The sequence below is a fragment of the Streptomyces sp. NBC_01408 genome (assembly GCF_026340255.1).
Taxonomy (GTDB): domain Bacteria; phylum Actinomycetota; class Actinomycetes; order Streptomycetales; family Streptomycetaceae; genus Streptomyces.
Genome location: NZ_JAPEPJ010000003.1, coordinates 521,397 through 537,724 on the forward strand (window position 1 = coordinate 521,397; position 16,328 = coordinate 537,724).

Annotated in this window: 10 protein-coding genes; 7 read left to right on the plus strand and 3 right to left on the minus strand. The window is 72.6% G+C overall.

The features are described 5' to 3' along the window. Positions 1-2: 2 nt before the first annotated feature. From OG447_RS30000 to OG447_RS30015, 4 genes are all read left to right on the plus strand, one after another. Positions 3-926: an isopenicillin N synthase family oxygenase gene (locus tag OG447_RS30000; RefSeq protein ID WP_266940611.1), complete on the plus strand. Its 924-nt coding sequence runs from the start codon at positions 3-5 to the stop codon at positions 924-926. Further along, on the plus strand, positions 923-1,495 hold the full coding sequence (locus tag OG447_RS30005; protein WP_266940612.1) for a serine O-acetyltransferase: 573 nt from the start codon (positions 923-925) through the stop codon (positions 1,493-1,495). Before OG447_RS30000 ends, OG447_RS30005 begins: the two co-directional genes overlap by 4 nt. 118 nt (positions 1,496-1,613) lie before the next feature. Then, on the plus strand, positions 1,614-1,928 hold the full coding sequence (locus OG447_RS30010) for a hypothetical protein (RefSeq protein WP_266940613.1): 315 nt from the start codon (positions 1,614-1,616) through the stop codon (positions 1,926-1,928). 186 nt (positions 1,929-2,114) lie between these two features. Then, the gene (locus OG447_RS30015; RefSeq protein ID WP_266940614.1) at positions 2,115-2,552 is read left to right on the plus strand and encodes a hypothetical protein; all 438 of its coding nucleotides are present in this window, start codon (positions 2,115-2,117) and stop codon (positions 2,550-2,552) included. A 305-nt stretch (positions 2,553-2,857) separates the two neighbouring features. Here OG447_RS30015 and OG447_RS30020 read toward each other — a convergent pair whose 3' ends face one another. From OG447_RS30020 to OG447_RS30030, 3 genes are all read right to left on the minus strand, one after another. Beyond that, positions 2,858-5,290: a SpoIIE family protein phosphatase gene (locus tag OG447_RS30020; protein WP_266940615.1), complete on the minus strand. Its 2,433-nt coding sequence runs from the start codon at positions 5,288-5,290 to the stop codon at positions 2,858-2,860. Positions 5,291-5,564: 274 nt separating this feature from the next. Further along, on the minus strand, positions 5,565-5,696 hold the full coding sequence (locus tag OG447_RS30025) for a hypothetical protein (RefSeq protein WP_266940616.1): 132 nt from the start codon (positions 5,694-5,696) through the stop codon (positions 5,565-5,567). Positions 5,697-5,838: 142 nt separating this feature from the next. Beyond that, positions 5,839-6,486 (minus strand): thymidine kinase, encoded by a 648-nt coding sequence (locus OG447_RS30030; protein ID WP_266940617.1) that lies wholly within the window; start codon positions 6,484-6,486, stop codon positions 5,839-5,841. Between the two features lie 209 nt (positions 6,487-6,695). On the opposite strand from OG447_RS30030, the gene OG447_RS30035 reads away from it, so the two are divergent. Genes OG447_RS30035 through OG447_RS30045 form a run of 3 tightly spaced genes read left to right on the plus strand, consistent with a single transcriptional unit; the run spans position 6,696 to position 16,326 of the window. After that, positions 6,696-10,421: an AAA domain-containing protein gene (locus OG447_RS30035; RefSeq protein WP_266940618.1), complete on the plus strand. Its 3,726-nt coding sequence runs from the start codon at positions 6,696-6,698 to the stop codon at positions 10,419-10,421. Beyond that, entirely contained in the window at positions 10,418-13,762 is a 3,345-nt protein-coding gene (locus OG447_RS30040; RefSeq protein WP_266940619.1) for a phospholipase D-like domain-containing protein, read from the plus strand. Before OG447_RS30035 ends, OG447_RS30040 begins: the two co-directional genes overlap by 4 nt. After that, positions 13,759-16,326 (plus strand): ATP-binding protein, encoded by a 2,568-nt coding sequence (locus OG447_RS30045; protein WP_266940620.1) that lies wholly within the window; start codon positions 13,759-13,761, stop codon positions 16,324-16,326. Before OG447_RS30040 ends, OG447_RS30045 begins: the two co-directional genes overlap by 4 nt. The last annotated feature ends 2 nt before the right edge of the window (positions 16,327-16,328 follow it).

The window sequence follows — 16,328 nt, forward strand, 5'->3', positions numbered from 1 at the left end:
CCGTGCTCAAGGAGATCGCGCTCGACGCCCAAGGCGACGACCAGCACATCCGCGCCGCCCTGCGCGATGGATTCTTCCTGGTCCGCAACACCGTGCCGGACGGCCTGCTGGACGAGGCGTACGCACAGCTCGGCGCGTTCTTCGAGCTGCCCGCCGAGGTCAAGGCCGATTGCCGGGTACCCGGTGCCAACGGCCAGTCCGGGTACCTCCCGCCCCTGGCCGAGAAGGGGGAGAAGGGCCGCGCCCCGGACTGGAAGGAGCTCTTCCACTGGGGCGCCCCGCTCCCCTCCGGCCACCCGCTGCGCGAGCGCTACCCCGCCCGCTACCCCCAGCCGTACTTCCCCGACCACCTGGTCCCGGGCATGAGCGGCACCCTCGGCGAACTCCACGCCCGGACCGCCCGGTTCCAGCTCGACGTCATGCGCCGGCTGGCGGGTGCCCTCGGCGCGGCCCCCGGCTACTTCGAGGAGATGCTGGCGGACGGCCCCGTCGTCAACCGCGCCACCTGGTACCCGCCCATGGCGCAGGCACCCTCCGCCGACCACGTCTGGATGGTGGAGCACCAGGACTTCGACCTGATCACCGCCCTGCCCCGGGCCACCGCCGCCGGTCTCGAAGTGCGGATGGACGGCGTCTGGACCCCGGTCGAAGTGCCCGAGGGGTACGCGGTGCTCAATGTCGGCATGGTCCTGGAACGCCTCACCGGCGGCCTGGCCCGCGCCGCGCTGCACCGCGTGGTCGCCGCACCGGGCCAGGGCGGGGGCCGGCTCTCCCTCGTGCAGTTCTGCCACCCCACCCCGTGGACCGTCCTCACCCCGCTGCGGTCCTGCACCGCCGACGGCGAGCCCGACCGCTACCCGGCCCTGACCGCCCACGACCTGTTCCAGCGCACCATGTACCGCATCAACCGGCTGGAGCAGCCGTGACCTCGGACCGGAACAGGATCTCCCTCCTCCGCCAGATCCGCGAGGACCTGGACGCGGTCGTGGCCCGCGACCCCTCCCGGCCGCGCCGACGCGAAGCGCTCCTGCACGCGCCCTGGCACGGACTGGCCCTGCACCGGGCCGCCCACCGCCTCCACACGGGCGGCCACCGGTTCGCCGCCGCCCTGCTCACCCTCGCGGGCCGGCTGCTGTCGGGCATGGAGATCCACCCCGGCGCCCGCGTCGGCCGACGGCTCTTCATCGACCACGGCTTCGGCGTGGTCATCGGTGAGACGGCCCGGGTCGGCGACGACGTGACGCTCTACCACGGCGTCACCCTCGGCTCCCGCGGCTGGTCCCACACCGGCGAGCCCGCCGCGCGCCGCCACCCGGTCATCGGCGACGACGTCCTGATCGGGGTCGGCGCCTCGCTGCTCGGGCCGATCACCGTCGCGAGCGGCAACCGGATCCGCGCGCACTCCCTGGTCCTGCGGGACCTGCCCCCGCCCGGCATGTCGGGCCGGATCCCACCGATCCGCAACCTCACCCGCCATGCGAGGAATTCCCGCTGACGGGGGCCGCCCCGCACCCGCGACCGACAGCAGCCGTCATTCCCTCAACCGCATGACCCCATGACCCCATGAGCCGCATCCGGCCCCGACCGGCCGCCCACACCCTACGGAGCACCCCATGACGCCGACCTCGCTGCGCGAGCGCACCCTCGACCTCGCCAAGGACCTCGACACCGGTGCCTGGGTACCCACCGACCTGGAACGCAGCATCGCCCAGCAGCTGCTCACGGCGTCCTGCGCCGTCGGCTGCGTCACCGAGAACGCCGTACGCGACGCCCTCTGGGAGGGCTCCGAGCCGCTGACCCGCTCCAACGACGGCCGGCTCGCCGTCCTGCTCGTCGAGATCACACACAGCCTGGCCGCCGCCGAGCGCGACACCACCGGCCTCGCCTCGGCCCAGGCCCTGCTGGCCACGGTCCACCGCCGCGCGTGAACCAGGAACCCGGGGTGCCGGCCATCGGTCTGCCTCACCGTCGGGCTCAGCCTTGCAAGTCGTGGGTGCGACCCTGCCGCGCGGCCGGCCGCGGTGACGACGAGCAGCGGATCGTCGAGCAGCGGTGAGACCTCGATGCCGAGCGGCGGCGGCAGGGATGTCGGCCGCTGTTGATATACGTGTCCCATGACCGCCTTCCGTGACTTCAACTTCAAGCTCCTCGTCATCGAGAAGCTCATGTACTGGGACGAGACGCTGCCGCCTGCGTTCAGCCTGAGGGAGCACATGCGCGCACATGGCGTCGATGACCTTGACACCTACGTCGAGGACAACGAGTTGGAGTACACCGTCCTCGACGAGGCCCGCGCGTACTTCCAGGAGCTGGAGATCCCCGCGGATCTGCTCGCTACCGTGGAGGAGTTGACTTTCGACGGCGGGCATCAGGTCTTCATGGAGTGCGCCCCGGTCTGGGACGGCGAGGACGACCTCTTCGACGTCCGCTCCCTCGACGACCTGGACCTGCTCCCGAACCTCAAGCTCTTCACCGGCGGGCGCGCGCTGGAGCACATGATCCCCGGCTCCCTGGAGAGGCTGGCTGCCAGGGGTATCGCGGCACGCTGCTAGACGTCGCCACGCCGTCCCGCTGGAGACGAGGCTGTCCTTCCATGCCGAGCTGATGAAGATCAACGGCATCACCGTGCAGGGGGCGTGTCAGGGGTGGGCGGCAGCGTCGGATGGAGCCCGCGCTCGATCAGGCGCGTGAAGTGGCGCGGCCCGCCGTCGCCGGCCACCGCTCGGCGCGCACCTCCAGCCGCGGTGGAGGGCCGCCCGGCGCCTTTGGCGGTGTCCCCGGGAACCGTATCGAAACCTCGTCAGGAACCACGGCGCGGCGAAGCCGTGACGGGACGCAGCGGGCCTCACTCTCTGCATCAGCCGCTCGCGCGGCGCCAGGAGATCTCGGCCCACACCTGCTTGCCGCCGCTGAGCGGCACCGAGCCCCAGGCCATCGTCGTCGCCTCCACGATGAGCAGCCCGCGACCACCGGTCGACTCCCAGCTCACCGACAGCGGTTTGACGGGGCTGCGCGGCGACGCGTCGCTTACGGCGATCCGCAGCCGGTCCGCCGACAGAGTCAGATCCATCCCCACCTCGCCCTGCGTGTGCGCGATGGCGTTGGTGACCAGCTCGGAGACGACCAGCAGAGCCGTGTCGAGTTCCTCCACCACTCCCCAGGACCGCAGGGTGCGCGCGGTGAAGCGGCGCGCGTGCAGCACCGCGTTGGGCAGCCGCCACACCGTCCAGTGGCTCCGTATCGGCCGGCCCCCTATGCCGTCGTAGCGCAGCAACAGCAACGCCACATCGTCGTCGCGACGGCCCACGCCGACGACCAACTCGTCGGCCACCCCTCCGGCATCGACCGGGTCCGCCGCGGCGAGCACCTCGCACACCCGCCGCATCCCCTCCTCCAGAGGCAGCCTGGCGGACTCGACCAAGCCGTCCGTCAGCAGAACGAGCAGGGTGCCGGGGAGCAGCCCCGCCTCGGTCATGGGGAATTCGGCTTCCGCGAGCACTCCCAGTGGAGGCCCGCCCTCGACCGCCATCTCCTCGGTGACGCCGTCGGGATGGCGCAGTACCGGCGGCAGATGGCCGGCCCGTACGAACCTGGCGATGCCCTCTTCCATGTCCAGGTCCACATACGTACAGGTGGCGAACAGATCGGTCTCCATGCCAACGAGCAGACGGTTGGCCCGCGCGACCACCACGTCGGGCGGGTGGCCCTCCACCGCGTAGGCCCTGACCGCCGTAAGCATCTGGCCCATGATGGTGGCGGCTCCCGCGCTGTGCCCCTGTACATCCCCGATGACGAACGCCACGTGGCCGTCACTGAGCGGAATGACGTCATACCAGTCGCCGCCGACCTCGAGTCCCGCCGTCGCGGGCAGGTAGCGGGCGACGGCGACCCCGCCCGGCAGCTCCGGGAGCTTACGGGGCAGCAGACTGCGCTGGAGCATGGTGGCGAGTTCGTGGCCCGCGTCCAGTGCGTGGGCGCGCACCAGCGCCTGCCCCACCAGCCCCGCGGTCGCGGTCAGCAGCGACCGCTCCTCCGGTCCGAACCGGTGCTCCGCGTCCCACCCCACCAGACACACCCCGACCATCCGGCCTTCGGCGGGCAGCGGCAGCACCGCGAGACCACCGGGCCCGACGCCCAGAAGACCGGGCTCGAGAGCCGCGCCCGGCGGCCACAGACTCATATGCCCCCCACGCAGCGCGCTCTGCAGGGTGGGCAGGTCGCTGAGCGGCGCGTCGGGCCACTCGGACCGCCATTCCGAGCGCCACACCTCGGGCCAGGCATCGGGCTCCGGAGGGTCGAGGGCGGTGACGATGAGCCGCTCGGGCTCCAGTTCGCCAACGGCGACCCGGGAGGCGCCGAGCGGCTCGCGCAGGGCGGCGACCACCAGCCGGCTGACATCTCGGATGGTCGCCGCTCCCGCCAGCGTGGCCGACAGCCGCTGCACGAGGGAGACCTCGTCGGCGCTGGGGCGCAGATAGGTGGCGTCGGCCACCACACCCAGGACACGCTGCGGTGTGTCATCGGAGTCCACTTCGACACGGCAACGCAGCCCCAGCCATCGCAGCTCGCCGTTCGGGCGGCGGATGCGGAAGGCCAGCTGCTGTCCGGCGGCGGCCAGCCGGTCCGGCTCCACGATCGCCATCAGTGCGGGCATGTCGTCGGGGACGGCGCAGGCGAGCAGGGTCTCCACCTGCCCGTCGAACTGCTCGGGAGGCAGACCAAGCAGTTGCAGCACATGCGCGTGGGCCTCCATGCGGCCGGTGCTCAGTTCCAGGATGAACGCGCCGCCTTGCGCAGGCATCAGGGACTGACCCAGATGCGCCTGCGGGGCTTTGCGCCCGGGGGAGCGAGCGGCGACCGATTCGAGTCCGGCGGCCACCTGATCGGCGTAAAGCTCCAGAAGGCTGCGGTCGTCGGCGCTGAAGCCGTCCCCGACCGCGCCGGCGACGATCAGGCACCCGAGCCTCTGGTCGTCGCGTCCCAGTGGCAGAGCGCCCAGCGAGATCCTGGCCGGCGAGTCGGCGTCGCCGTCCCGGACCCGGGTGGGGAAGTAGTGGGGATCATCCTCGATGAACGTGGCGAGTCCCCTGGGCGTCAGCCACAGCGGGCGGCCGGAGAGAAAGGCACTGGCGGCGGGCGAATGGCCGGCCACGGCGAGGATCGCGGGCAGTCCGTAGAGGACGCCGCGGTTTCCGGTCAGCTCGGCCAGATGGAGTTCCCTGCCCTGGTCGGCGACCACATAGACAGCGGCAAGCTCAGCCCCGCAGAACGCAAAGCGATGCCTGGTCACTTTCTGTATCGCCTCCTCCCGAGGACGTCCCGCCGACCGCTCTCTCTCCATGCTGTCGCGCCCGGGACCGTCCGGGCGAGTCGGACCGCCAGGCCGAAGGGGCCCGGCGTCACCTCACGCTGCGCGACAGTACCGTGACGGAGCGGGTGCGGCCACAGTTGGCGTACGGCGATCAAGGCGCGGGTGTCTGGGGGCCAAGCGGGGCGGCGCCCGCGAGAACCAGGCCTACGCCGCAGGGGCCGGCGCGCGACGTGAGTGCGGCCTCGGATTCACGTCAGACCCGGTCGCTGGTCCAGCCGACCACCGGCAGGGCGGTGGCCCGGCGTCGCCTGAGGACGCCCGCGTATATGGCGAGCCCGAGGAAACCCGCCGTCATCATGATGAGCCCGGCCACAGGGCTGTGCATCGTTCGGCAGCGGCGGGTCGGGCTCGGCTGGTGCGTCGGTAGTGTGACCAGCTCAGTCGGTGCTCGTTGCTGGGGCAGTGGGGCGTGACGGTGACGGCCGACGGTCAGACCGGCCAGGGCTGCCGGGCACCGAGAAGAACGGTCAGGCGTGGTTGACCGGCAGGACGTCCGGGGAGAGGGCGCCGGCGTGGGCCGAGGCCGAGGTCATGCGCTTGCGGTGGTGGCGGCGGCAGAGGACCTCGTAGCCGATCTCCTCCGCCGGGCGGTTCACGTCGCCGACGACGACCTGGGCGCCCTCGACGACCATCTCGCCGCCTATCGTGCGGGCGTTGTGCGTGGCGCGGGCCCCGCACCAGCACAAGGCCTCCACCTGGAGCTGCTCCAGCCGGTCCGCCAGCTCGATCAGGCGCTGCGAACCGGGGAAGAGCTTCGTGCGGAAGTCCGTCGTGATGCCGAAGGCGAAGACGTCGAGGCCGAGGTCGTCCACGATCCGCGCCAGCTGATCGATCTGCGCCGGGGCCAGGAACTGCGCCTCGTCCACGATCACGTAGTCCGCCTTGCCGCCCTGCGAGAGCTGAGCGACGAGGTACGCGTACAGGTCCATGCCCTCCGGCGCCTCCACCGCCTCCGTCACCAGACCCAGCCGGGACGACAGCTTGCCCTCAACCGCCCGGTCGTCACACGTGAAGATCACACCCTGCAGTCCCCGCGCATCACGGTTGTGGGCGATCTGGAGAGCCAGTGTCCTTTTGCTTGACCAACCACCATCTACCTGCAGCGCCCGTGCCATGACACCACGTGTTCACGGGTCGCCCCAGCCTGATGGCAGCCAGCAGAAGATCTCGCGTTCCGCTGACTCGACTTCGACCCGACCAGCTCCCTCTCCCGTCCAGCGGCTCTCCGTCGCACGCTGCCCGCGTGATTACCTCACCGGCCGTCCCGTGTTCCCCCATACTTGCTGACAACGCGGAGACTGCTGGCCATGAGGGGGCAAGGGCTGTGGCGTTCGGGGTGGAGCAGGTCGTCGGGTTGATCCAGTACTTCTGCTGCAACGCGGCGACGGCCCGCTGCGGACCCTACGAACCGGTGGACCCCGAGGCGGCACTCACCTGCCGGGAGCTCCTGCCGGGACACCTGTACACCACGCGGGATCTGTTCGACGCGGAGACGGACCGGCAGGTCGACGTCTCCGTGTACGCGGGCCTGACCGAGTTGGGCGGTCTGCTGTGGGACCAGCAGGTGCGGGCTCTGACCCGGCTCTCGGGGCTGGAGCACCCGTGTCTGCCCGTGCTGCTCGGCGGCGGCTATCTGGACGCCGACACGGCGAAGGAGGCAGGGCTCGGGAGCGAGGCGGCGTTCATCGCCACCGTGGGGGCGGACAACCAACTGTCGCGGGCGGACGGCGAGGTGCTGCGCAAGGACCCGGCGGGGGCGCTGCGACAGTTCGGGCTGCTGGCGGACGCGCTGTCGATCGTGCACGACCTGGGTCTGACACACCGCCGGCTCTCCCCGGCCGCGCTGGACGTGGTCGTCGGCGCCGACGGCGAACTGCGCCTGCGGCTGGCCCGGTTCGAGCTGAGTTCGTTCGTGGCCGGGCTGCTCAGCGGTTCGTCCCCGGACTCCACGGCGGCCGGGCAGCTGCGAGAGCTGGTGCTGGCCGAGGGGCCCGAGCCGCTGCCCTATCTGGCGCCGGAGCGCCTCGCCTACTTCCTGCCCCGGCCCGGCGAGTCGAACAACGTCGTGGAGAGCGCCAAGGGCGACGTCTACGGGCTGGCGGCGGTGGCCTGGGAGTGGTTCGTCGAGCCGCTGCCGGCCGATCTGGTGCCTCTGCGGGTGCCGCGCGAGCCCGAGGAGATCCTGGCCGAGCGCGACCGGCTGGACCGCCTGGGCGAGCACATGCGCGAGCGCCTTCGGCATGCGCGGCTCCCGTCGGCGCTGCGCGACCTGCTGCGGCGGATGCTCGACCCGCAGCCGCAGAACCGGCCCACCGCCGACGAGGTCGCGAGCGATCTGAACGAGCACCACGAGGCCAACCTCATCGAGTTCGGCGGTGCGGTCAGCAGCCTGCCGCACCTGCTGGCCTTCATGCCCGAGCGGGGCGAGGAGACCCTGGGCAAGTGGGGCTGGCTGGAGCACCCGGCGGACAGCGAGGCCGGTGTGCGGGAGACGGCCGAACTCCTCCGGACCGACCTGCGGCGCGGCGAGGTGCTCCACTCCCCGGACGGCGCCGACCCTTATGTCGGCGGCGGCTCCACGGAGAGCAAGCGGGAGGCCACCGTAGTGCTGGCCGGCGCGCGCGCCCTGTGGTTCTGCCAGCTCTTCCGACCGCAGCAGGGCCTGAGTCTGGGGCCGGCGATCCCCCAGGTGCTGGTCGTCAAGTACGTGGCCAGGTTGGACGCCTACGGGATCCGGAACAAGCTGGACGATCTGCGGACGTCCTCGCTCAAGCGGCCCGTGCCGGAGATCAAGGCGCTGAGCTACCGTACGCCCACTCCCCGACTCAACGCCCTGTGCCGGGACCGGCCGAGCTGGAAGGATTTCCTCGACGCCATCCGGCCCGCCGCCGGCAAGTCCACCGCGCAGCTCGACTACGAGCGTGCCATCAACTGGCTGCTGGAGTTCCAGGGAGTGGAACTCCGAGCCCGCCGCTACCCGTACGAGAAGGTGGCCGACACTTCCGGCGACAGCACGCTGGTGCGCTGGGACCAGAAGCGCGACCAGGAGCGGATCCACAGCCACGCCCTGCTCACGAAGTACGCTCGCAACCCCGAACTGCGCCCGCCCTTCGGGGATTTCTTCGGCCGACTCGAGAGCGAGGAAAGCGGCAGCAGCGACGTCGAGGTATACCCGGGTGACCACGACCGCAAAGGGCCTCAGGTGCGCAGCGTGCAGGCGCAGGTGGTGCGGGTCGAGGGCGGCGACCGGATCGTGCTGCAGGCCAAGCCGGGGCAGGGGAAGATCCCGCCGCAGGGCTGGATCCGGCCGGCCGACGATGTCGGCTCGGAGTCGGTGCTGCGTCGGCAGGCGGACGCGCGCTGGGAGCTGTTCGCCCTCAAGCCGCTGGTCAACCAGTTGCACAGGCCGTTCTCCCTGCCCACCCTGCCGCAGCGCTGGGAGCACGCAGGCAAGGGGCTGCTCAAGGGCGGCCGCCGGGCAGTGAAGGACATCCTGGTGCACCAGCCGTTCTTCGCCCTGCAGGGGCCGCCCGGGACGGGCAAGACGACGGTCACCGCGCGCGCCCTGGCCGCCTATCTGGAGCAGGAGCCCACCCACCGCATCCTGGTCTCCGCGCAGTCCAACTTCACTCTGGACAATCTCGCCGCGCGCATCCTCAAGGACATCGGCGCGCGGGACGACGAGGGGCCGCAGGACGGGGACCCGGACGTCCCCATCGCGCTGCGGGTGGTGTCCCAGCGCGGCAACCCGGACGAGGTGGTACGCCCCTGGCTCCGCAGCGAGCTGGTGCTGCGCCGGGCCCGCCAGATGCGCCAGGGCATCGACGACCTGCTGAACGGCGGGGTGGACCCGGCGGTGCGGCCGGTACTGGAGCGGTGGCGCGATCTGCTGGACCCCGGCGCCAAGGAGCCGGTCCTGCCGGAGCTGGCGGACCGGCTGCAGCGCGGCGCGAACATCGTCTTCGCCACCTGCGCCACCGCCACCCCGCGCAACCTCGGGACCACCGGCGGCGCGTCGTCCTTCGACTGGGTCATCGTGGAGGAGGCGGCCAAGGCCTGGCCGACCGAACTGGCCATCCCGCTGGTGCGGGGCACCCGCTGGACGCTCATCGGCGATCACTTCCAGCTGCCGGCACACCGGCGTGACGAGGTGGTGCGGTTCCTTGACTCGTGCGTCGACGACCCCAGTACCGCCATCGCCGCCGCAGGGGCGGACCGCAAGACGTACCTGAAGGCGTTCGATCTGTTCGGCAGCCTCTTCCCCGAGGAGAGCCCGGTCGGGGATCAGTCGGGGGTCTCGGACGGCGACGAGGACTCAGGCCGCGCCTGGCGGGAGCGGCCCACAGCCCGGCTCTCCACCCAGTTCCGGATGCGCGAGCCCATCGCGCAGGTCGTCAGCCGGGTCTTCTATCCGCGGGCGCCACGCCCCGGAGAGCGCCCGCCCGACGACGGCATGCCGCTGGGCGGCCTGGCCACCCACCACCCGGAGACGCCCTCGCCGCTGGAGGCCCCGGGCCGGCTGCGCGGGCACTCCCTGGTCTGGCTGGACACCGCCGGTCTGCCGCAGTGCCAGGAGCAGCCGTACTGGAAGAACGAGGGGGAGGCGGACATCGTGCACCGCCTGGTGTCAGCCATGCGCCCCGCCCCGGTCCCCGGCCGCGACGGATTCAGCCCCGAGCCGCTCGCAGTGCTCACTCCGTACCGTCAGCAGGCGGAGGTGCTGCACCGCTACGGGGACCTGACGCGGTTCGTACAGACCGTGCACGCCTTCCAGGGCCGGGAGGCGGACATCGTGGTGGTCTCGCTCGTCCGCAACAAGCGGCGCGGCGCGGGCAGCGCGGCGGAGAGCTACGGGCACCTGAGCCGCCGGGACCTGATCAATGTGCTGTTCTCACGGGCCCGCCAACTCCTGGTCGTCGTCGGCGAGTACGCGCACTACGCGGGCTTCGAGAACGGCGGCGACACCTTCTGGCAGACCGTCTGCCAGGCGGTGGACCACTACGGCGTCGTGATGAAGGCCGCCGATGTCCTGTACCTGGAGGGGAGTTGAGCGGAGTCGCGGTCGTCTGGGTGCCCTGCGAGACGGTGGAGCTGCAGGTCCGGCTCGGTTACGGCGCCGCCCTGTCACCGATGGAGCTGGTGATGCTCGACGCGGTACGTGCCGGACTCAACGACATCGGGCAGCTGACCGGGCACCTGCAGCTCGGCCGCCGGCTCGTCCACGATCTGGTCTACGACTTGTGGCGGGCGGGGCTGCTGACGGTGGACCGCTCGCTGAGCCAGGTGGTCGTGCCGCCGGAAGTCGCCGACCGGCTCGACCGGGGCATGGCGCTGCCGGGTGCGGAGTACGTGCGGGAGAAGCGGGAGCTGATGATCGACCGGGTCACGGGTCGGGTCCTGCCCGCACGCGGTCCGCTGTCCGCACCCGAGCCGCGGCTCGCCCTGCCGGTCGGTGACGACCCCGTGGGCCTGGAGCAGGTGTCGCAGTCCGCGGTGCTGCGGGCGCTCACCGATTCGCTGAAGGCCGACGAGCCGCGGGCGCCGAACGACAGGGCCCATCGACCGGTGGACCCGGGGCGCCGGCGCCGGGTGCTGTCCTACAGACTGCCCCCGCCCGGCCTGCAGCGGCCCAGGACCCGCCGCTGGATCGAGCTGAAGGTGGAGCCGCGCTGGGACGAGGCGATCCAGCAGCTGACGATGACCGTGGTGGACGACCGGGTGCCGGCCGAGCTCCGGGAGAGCGCCTCGGAACGGCTCACCCGGCTCGCCTCGGAGAGCCCGGGCGCCAAGCCGTTCAGCGAGCTGCGCAGCCTCGCGGTGGGCGCTCTGAGCGAACCCCCCTCTCCCGCCGGGGCGTTGGCTCGCCTGGCGGACCGGGTAGAGACAGCCCGCGGTGTTCCGGCCGGGCAGCGGCGCACCTGGCACCTGGAACTCGCCGACGACGCCGCCCAGTTGGAGGGTTTGCTGCGGGAGCGGACCGACCGGGAGATGCGGGTCCGCCCGGTGACGGCTGACGAGCACGAGCGGCTGGTCGGGCAGCTGATCACGGAGGCCACCAGTCAGTTGGTCATCTGCAGTCCCCGAATCCAGTACCAGACGCTGCGCCGGCACCTCCCGGCGCTCGAGGACGCCGTCCGGCGCGGCGTACGGCTCGTCCTGCTGTGGGGCGCCGCCGACCGGGACCGGGACGAGGAGTTCGACGACCGCACCCGCAACGCCCTGGAGGACCTCCAGCGGCTAGGCGGGAAGGCGGGCGCGACGCAGGTCGTCCTGCCGGTGACCAGCGCCCGTACCCACGCCAAGCTGGTGGTGGTGGACCACGCGGCGGCCCTGGTCACCAGCGCCGCCCCGCTGTCGGGGTCCGGGGGGCGGTCCGACGTCGGGCTGCTGCTGGAACAGCCCAGCACCGACGGCCCGGTGCTCTCGGAGCTGCTCGACTGGGTGCGGGCCTCGGTGCCGTCGTACGAGCACAGCCGGCTGGTCCGGGTGCGGGCGGCGGACTTCCGGCCGGCCGGGGCGCCGGATCCGGAACTCCGTCCGGATCCTGTCGCGGGTCCGGGCACGGATCCAGACGCGGATCCGGACGCGCCGCCGCGTCCTGCGGTGGAGGCGCCGGCGGAGGACCCGAGCGTCGAGGCGTCGGCGCTGGAGTTGTGGGTCAGCGGTTGGACGGAGTACCTCCGGCGAGCCGAGGCCCACCTCGCGGGCCGCCGCCTGCCGGCCGCCCGTCTGGTGACGGACGCGACGCACCGCACCCTGTTCCGGGTCGCCGTGACCCGCGCCCGGCGCAGGCTGGTGATCGCCTCCGACGGCCTGGCCGCCGAAGTCGTCGACACCGGGCTCCTGGGCGCCCTGCGCGCCCGGCTGGAGGAGGGCGTGGCGGTGACCCTGGTCCTGCCGGACGCCACCTACCCGGTGGGCGACCGGCACCAGTACGGCGAGGCCCGGCACCGGCTGCAGGGCCTGCTGGCCGACTTCCCCGGCCGACTGCGCCTGGTGGAGGGCGGCAATCGCGCGGCGGTTCTGGTCTGGGACGACGAGGCCGTCGTCGGCGGCTTCAACTACCTTGCGTTCGAGGGGCGTTACGGACGTCACCGGCTGGCCTCGGAGCTCAGTGTCCGGACCAGCGGGGCCGCCGCAGCGGATGCGGTGGCCAGGGCGGCGGGCGCCTTCGAGGGGCCCGCGGGGGCCGAGTCGCCCGTACCGGAACCCGCCCCGGCGCACCCGCCGGCCTGCGCCGCCCACGCACAGGCCCAGCGGCTGCTGCACTCCTACGCGGACCAGGGCCTCGCCGATCCGCGACTGGTGACCCAGGAGCTGAGCGCCGCGGAACACCCCTGGCAGGTGCTGGACCTGCTCGGCGGCATTGGGCCCGAGGACCTGGTTGCGGTGGTCGCCGCCCGCTGCCTGGCCAGCCACCGGGGCACGGACCGGGGAGCCTCCGGTCAGGGCGAGCGGGCCGGGCACTGGCAGCGGTGGCTGGTGCGGCACTGCTGGAACAGCGAGCAGGCCGTGGAGGCCGCCGTGCTCCGCCTCGCGCTACCCGAAGCCGACTTCCGGCCCCGGGCCCGCACCGCGGTACTGGGCGCCGCCCGCGCCGCACACCACGTCGGCGCCCTGGCGGCGGTCCTCGAGGAGCTCGTCGTCGATGACAGCCTCGACGCAGCGGAGCGGGTGGCGACCGCCCTCGGAGCGTGCGCCCTGGTGCTGCTCGAGGGGAACGCGTTCGGCCACGAGGCTCTGGAGCTGGTCCGGCCGCAGCTCGACCCGCCCTGGCAGGGCCTGGCGGACCAGGTCGACGCCTATTGGCAGGCCGCGTACATGCCGATGCCGATGGAGCTGATCCGGGCGAGCCTCGACGGGTCGCAGCGGGAACACGAACGCGCCCGACTCTGGGAGGAGTTGGACCAGCGGCTCACCCACGCCCGGGCCATGACCTTCGCGAGCCCGGTCAGCACCCGCACCCACCACGCCCTGTTCAACACCCCGTCAGGGGCCTTCGCGGAGCTGGGCCGGATCGCCGGCGCCCGCGGTGACGGCGAGCTGCGGGAGTGGCGCCGGGGTCCCGGGGCTGTCCCGGCCGATCAGTTGGTGCTGGTCGCCGGGCGGGGGGCCTCGCAGCACGGGACCCTGATGTTCGGCGGCCATCTCAAGCGCTACCTGCAGCGGTTGAACCCGGTCGTGGCTGCGGTGGACGACCTCCTCCAGTCGGCAGGGGAGGCGACCACGACGGGCGCCGCCCCGCAGGGTGCCGAGGAGCTGAGCTCCTGGCTGGCCGGACACTGGGAGGAACTGACCGACGCGACGGCAGGGATCGAGGGGCCGGAGGGTGTACTGGCCCGTCAATTCCTCGGCGACCTGGAGCTGCTCGCCCGCTGGAGGGCCACATGACCGTGCCCGCAGACCCCACCGCCACCGCGGACGAGGCGGGTCCGCTGCTCGACACCGTCCTGCAGGACTGGACGGGCCGCTGCCGTCACCCCAGCCTCGCCGTCGCCCTCTCCGACGGGCAGCCGATCCGCCTCGACCAGACGGCCGCACTGGTGCTGCGCGGCCTGGCAGAGCCGATGTCCGAGGCGGAAGGACTGCACCGCCTGGTCGACGACGGCGAGTTCACCGCCGTCGCCGAACTCATGGACATGTCGGGCCGGCCCGACGGCTCGGCCGGCACCGCCCTGCCGCGGGGCGTGCTCGCCAGCCTCGACGCCCGGCTCGACGCCGCCCAGCAGGAGGCCCTCACCACCGTGCGGTCCCGGGTAACTCTGCTGCAGCGGCGGGCCTCGCGCAGCTCGACCGCTCTCCCGGCGGACCTCGCGCAGCGGGCCGAGGAAGCCGCTCTGCGCCGGCGCGCCGAGGCGACGGCCCTGCTCGACGAGACCGAGGCCGCCGTACATCGCGCCGAGCAACGGCAGCAGCAGGAACTGCGCGCAGAACTCAGCGCCGCCGACCTGTCGGAGGCCCATGCCGCGGCCGTCCTGGCCTGCCTGGAAGCGAACGAGTTCGAGGCAGGCCGTCGGCTGCTGACGGCCGAGGGCATCGACATGCACGGCAGCAGTCCCGCCTGGGTCCCCCGTCCGCCCCGCTGGGACGCCGCGCTCGGCCGCACCCTCCAGGAAATCCTGAGCCACTACCCGCCGGACTCCGTACCACCGCGTCACGACTACCTGACCCGCTACGTCCGCCTGAGCAAGTCCGACGTCCCCCTGCTGCAGTCGCTGCGGAGACTCGCCTCGGCACGCCATGAGACGTCCGTCGCCGACTTCACCTCATGCCTGAGCGCGACGCTCGGCGAGGACGTACGTAAACCCGTGACCTTCCGGGACGCGGGCTTCCACACCCTGCTGACCGGGCTGGCCGATGCCCGGCTGCCGCACCTTCCGATCACCGACCCAGGCGGGGTCCACCTCTGGGTGTCCGCCTCCGACGCCCCACCCCCGGAGGAACTGCCGGGGCCGCTGGTCTGGTTCGTGCCCACGGCCGGCCCGGCCCCGGCCACGCCGGCCGGCGTCGCGGCACTGACCGCCGTAGAGCTCCTGTGTGTCCTCGCCCCACCGCCGGCCGGCCTGCTGTCCACGCCCGCCCACCGGAGGATCAACCTGCTACGCCTCCTGGTCCCCCGGCTGGGACCCTGCGCCCTTGCCTTCCCCGACGCGGGCATCGCCCTCAACGGCGGCACCCCGCGCGAGGCGCTGGCCTGGCTCCTCGACCTGCACGCCGTGGTCCCCGATGCGGCGGTGGTCCACGCCTTGGACTACGAGTCCGAGGGCCAGCCCGTGGTTCTGCGGATGCTCCTGGAGGAAGTCCTGCCTCAGCGGTCGGCCGACGGCCGGCTGAACCGCACCGACCTGGCCCGTGTGCGCACCCCCGAGTTTCGGGCCCAGGTACGTTCCGCGGTGGCCGACGGGCTCCCCGCCGAGGAACGGGCCGCGCTGGGCCTGGCGTACGCCCTGCACCGCGAGGAACCGTTCCGGGGCAGCGACATCCTGGCGGACCTCCCGTTGGCGGGCCTGCCCGACGACTTCCCACGCCGCTCCGGCCAGCTCTTCGACGCGGAGGAGGTCCTGGACCGGCTGTGCCGGCACGGGCTCCTCCGGCAGAAGACGCTCCAGGATGGCACGAGCGGCTACCGTACCCTGCGGGCAGGCCTCGGCGCCCTCCTCACCGACGGCGCGGCCGAACAGGCCGGTGCGGCCGTGGAAACCCTGCTCCAGCGCCTGGAGCAGGCCAGGGCCTTCAGCCGGGCCGCGCACACCGAGAAGGCGGTACGGCATCACGCGCACCAGGCCGACAACGACCTGGCCGTCATCTTGGAGAACCTGAACGCCCTCGGCGCGAGGCTCGACGGCGACGATGCTGCCGCCGTGAACCAGATCATGCAGATGTTGCCCCGGCTGGGCGGCGAGCAGATCCGCACCTCGGTCTCCGGATACCAGTCGCCGCCGGCCGTGCACGACCTCGTTGAGCTCCTGCGCGCGGTGACCCGGGACGTCGAGTTCAACGAGGGCGTACGGATCACCTTCCGCACCGAGCTGCCGCACGGGCCACCTGACGAGGCACCGGTGCTGGCCGTACGCACCGGTCTGCAGACCGCCTTCGAGAACCTGATCCGCAATGCGGCCCAGGCGGTGCGCTCACTGCGGGCGGACCCGTCTGCGGAAATGGTCCGCAGCGGCCCCGACATCGTGGTCCGCCTCGGGCAGCCCGAGACGGAGCCGCACGGATGGTTCCAGGTGGACATCGAGGACGCCGGGCCGGGGCTCACCGAGGAGGAGCGGACGTTCCTGCGCACCGGCGAGCACCTGTCCCGGCACGGTACCGGCGGCACCGGGCTGGCGGCCGCGCGGGGACTGGTGCAGGACGCCGGCGGGCGCGTCGACATCCTGGACCGCTCCGACCTCGGCGGCGCCCACCTGCTGGTCCGGCTGCCCGCGGCGGGCGACGGCCCGGCCGGATGACG

Excerpts from the sequence above, each read along its gene's own strand:
- OG447_RS30010 (WP_266940613.1), top strand. The coding sequence starts at position 1,614 with ATGACGCCGACCTCGCTGCGCGAGCGCACCCTCGACCTCGCCAAGGAC.
- OG447_RS30015 (WP_266940614.1), top strand. The coding sequence starts at position 2,115 with ATGACCGCCTTCCGTGACTTCAACTTCAAGCTCCTCGTCATCGAGAAG.
- OG447_RS30025 (WP_266940616.1), bottom strand. The coding sequence starts at position 5,696 with ATGCACAGCCCTGTGGCCGGGCTCATCATGATGACGGCGGGTTTCCTC.
- OG447_RS30030 (WP_266940617.1), bottom strand. The coding sequence starts at position 6,486 with ATGGCACGGGCGCTGCAGGTAGATGGTGGTTGGTCAAGCAAAAGGACA.
- OG447_RS30045 (WP_266940620.1), top strand. The coding sequence starts at position 13,759 with ATGACCGTGCCCGCAGACCCCACCGCCACCGCGGACGAGGCGGGTCCG.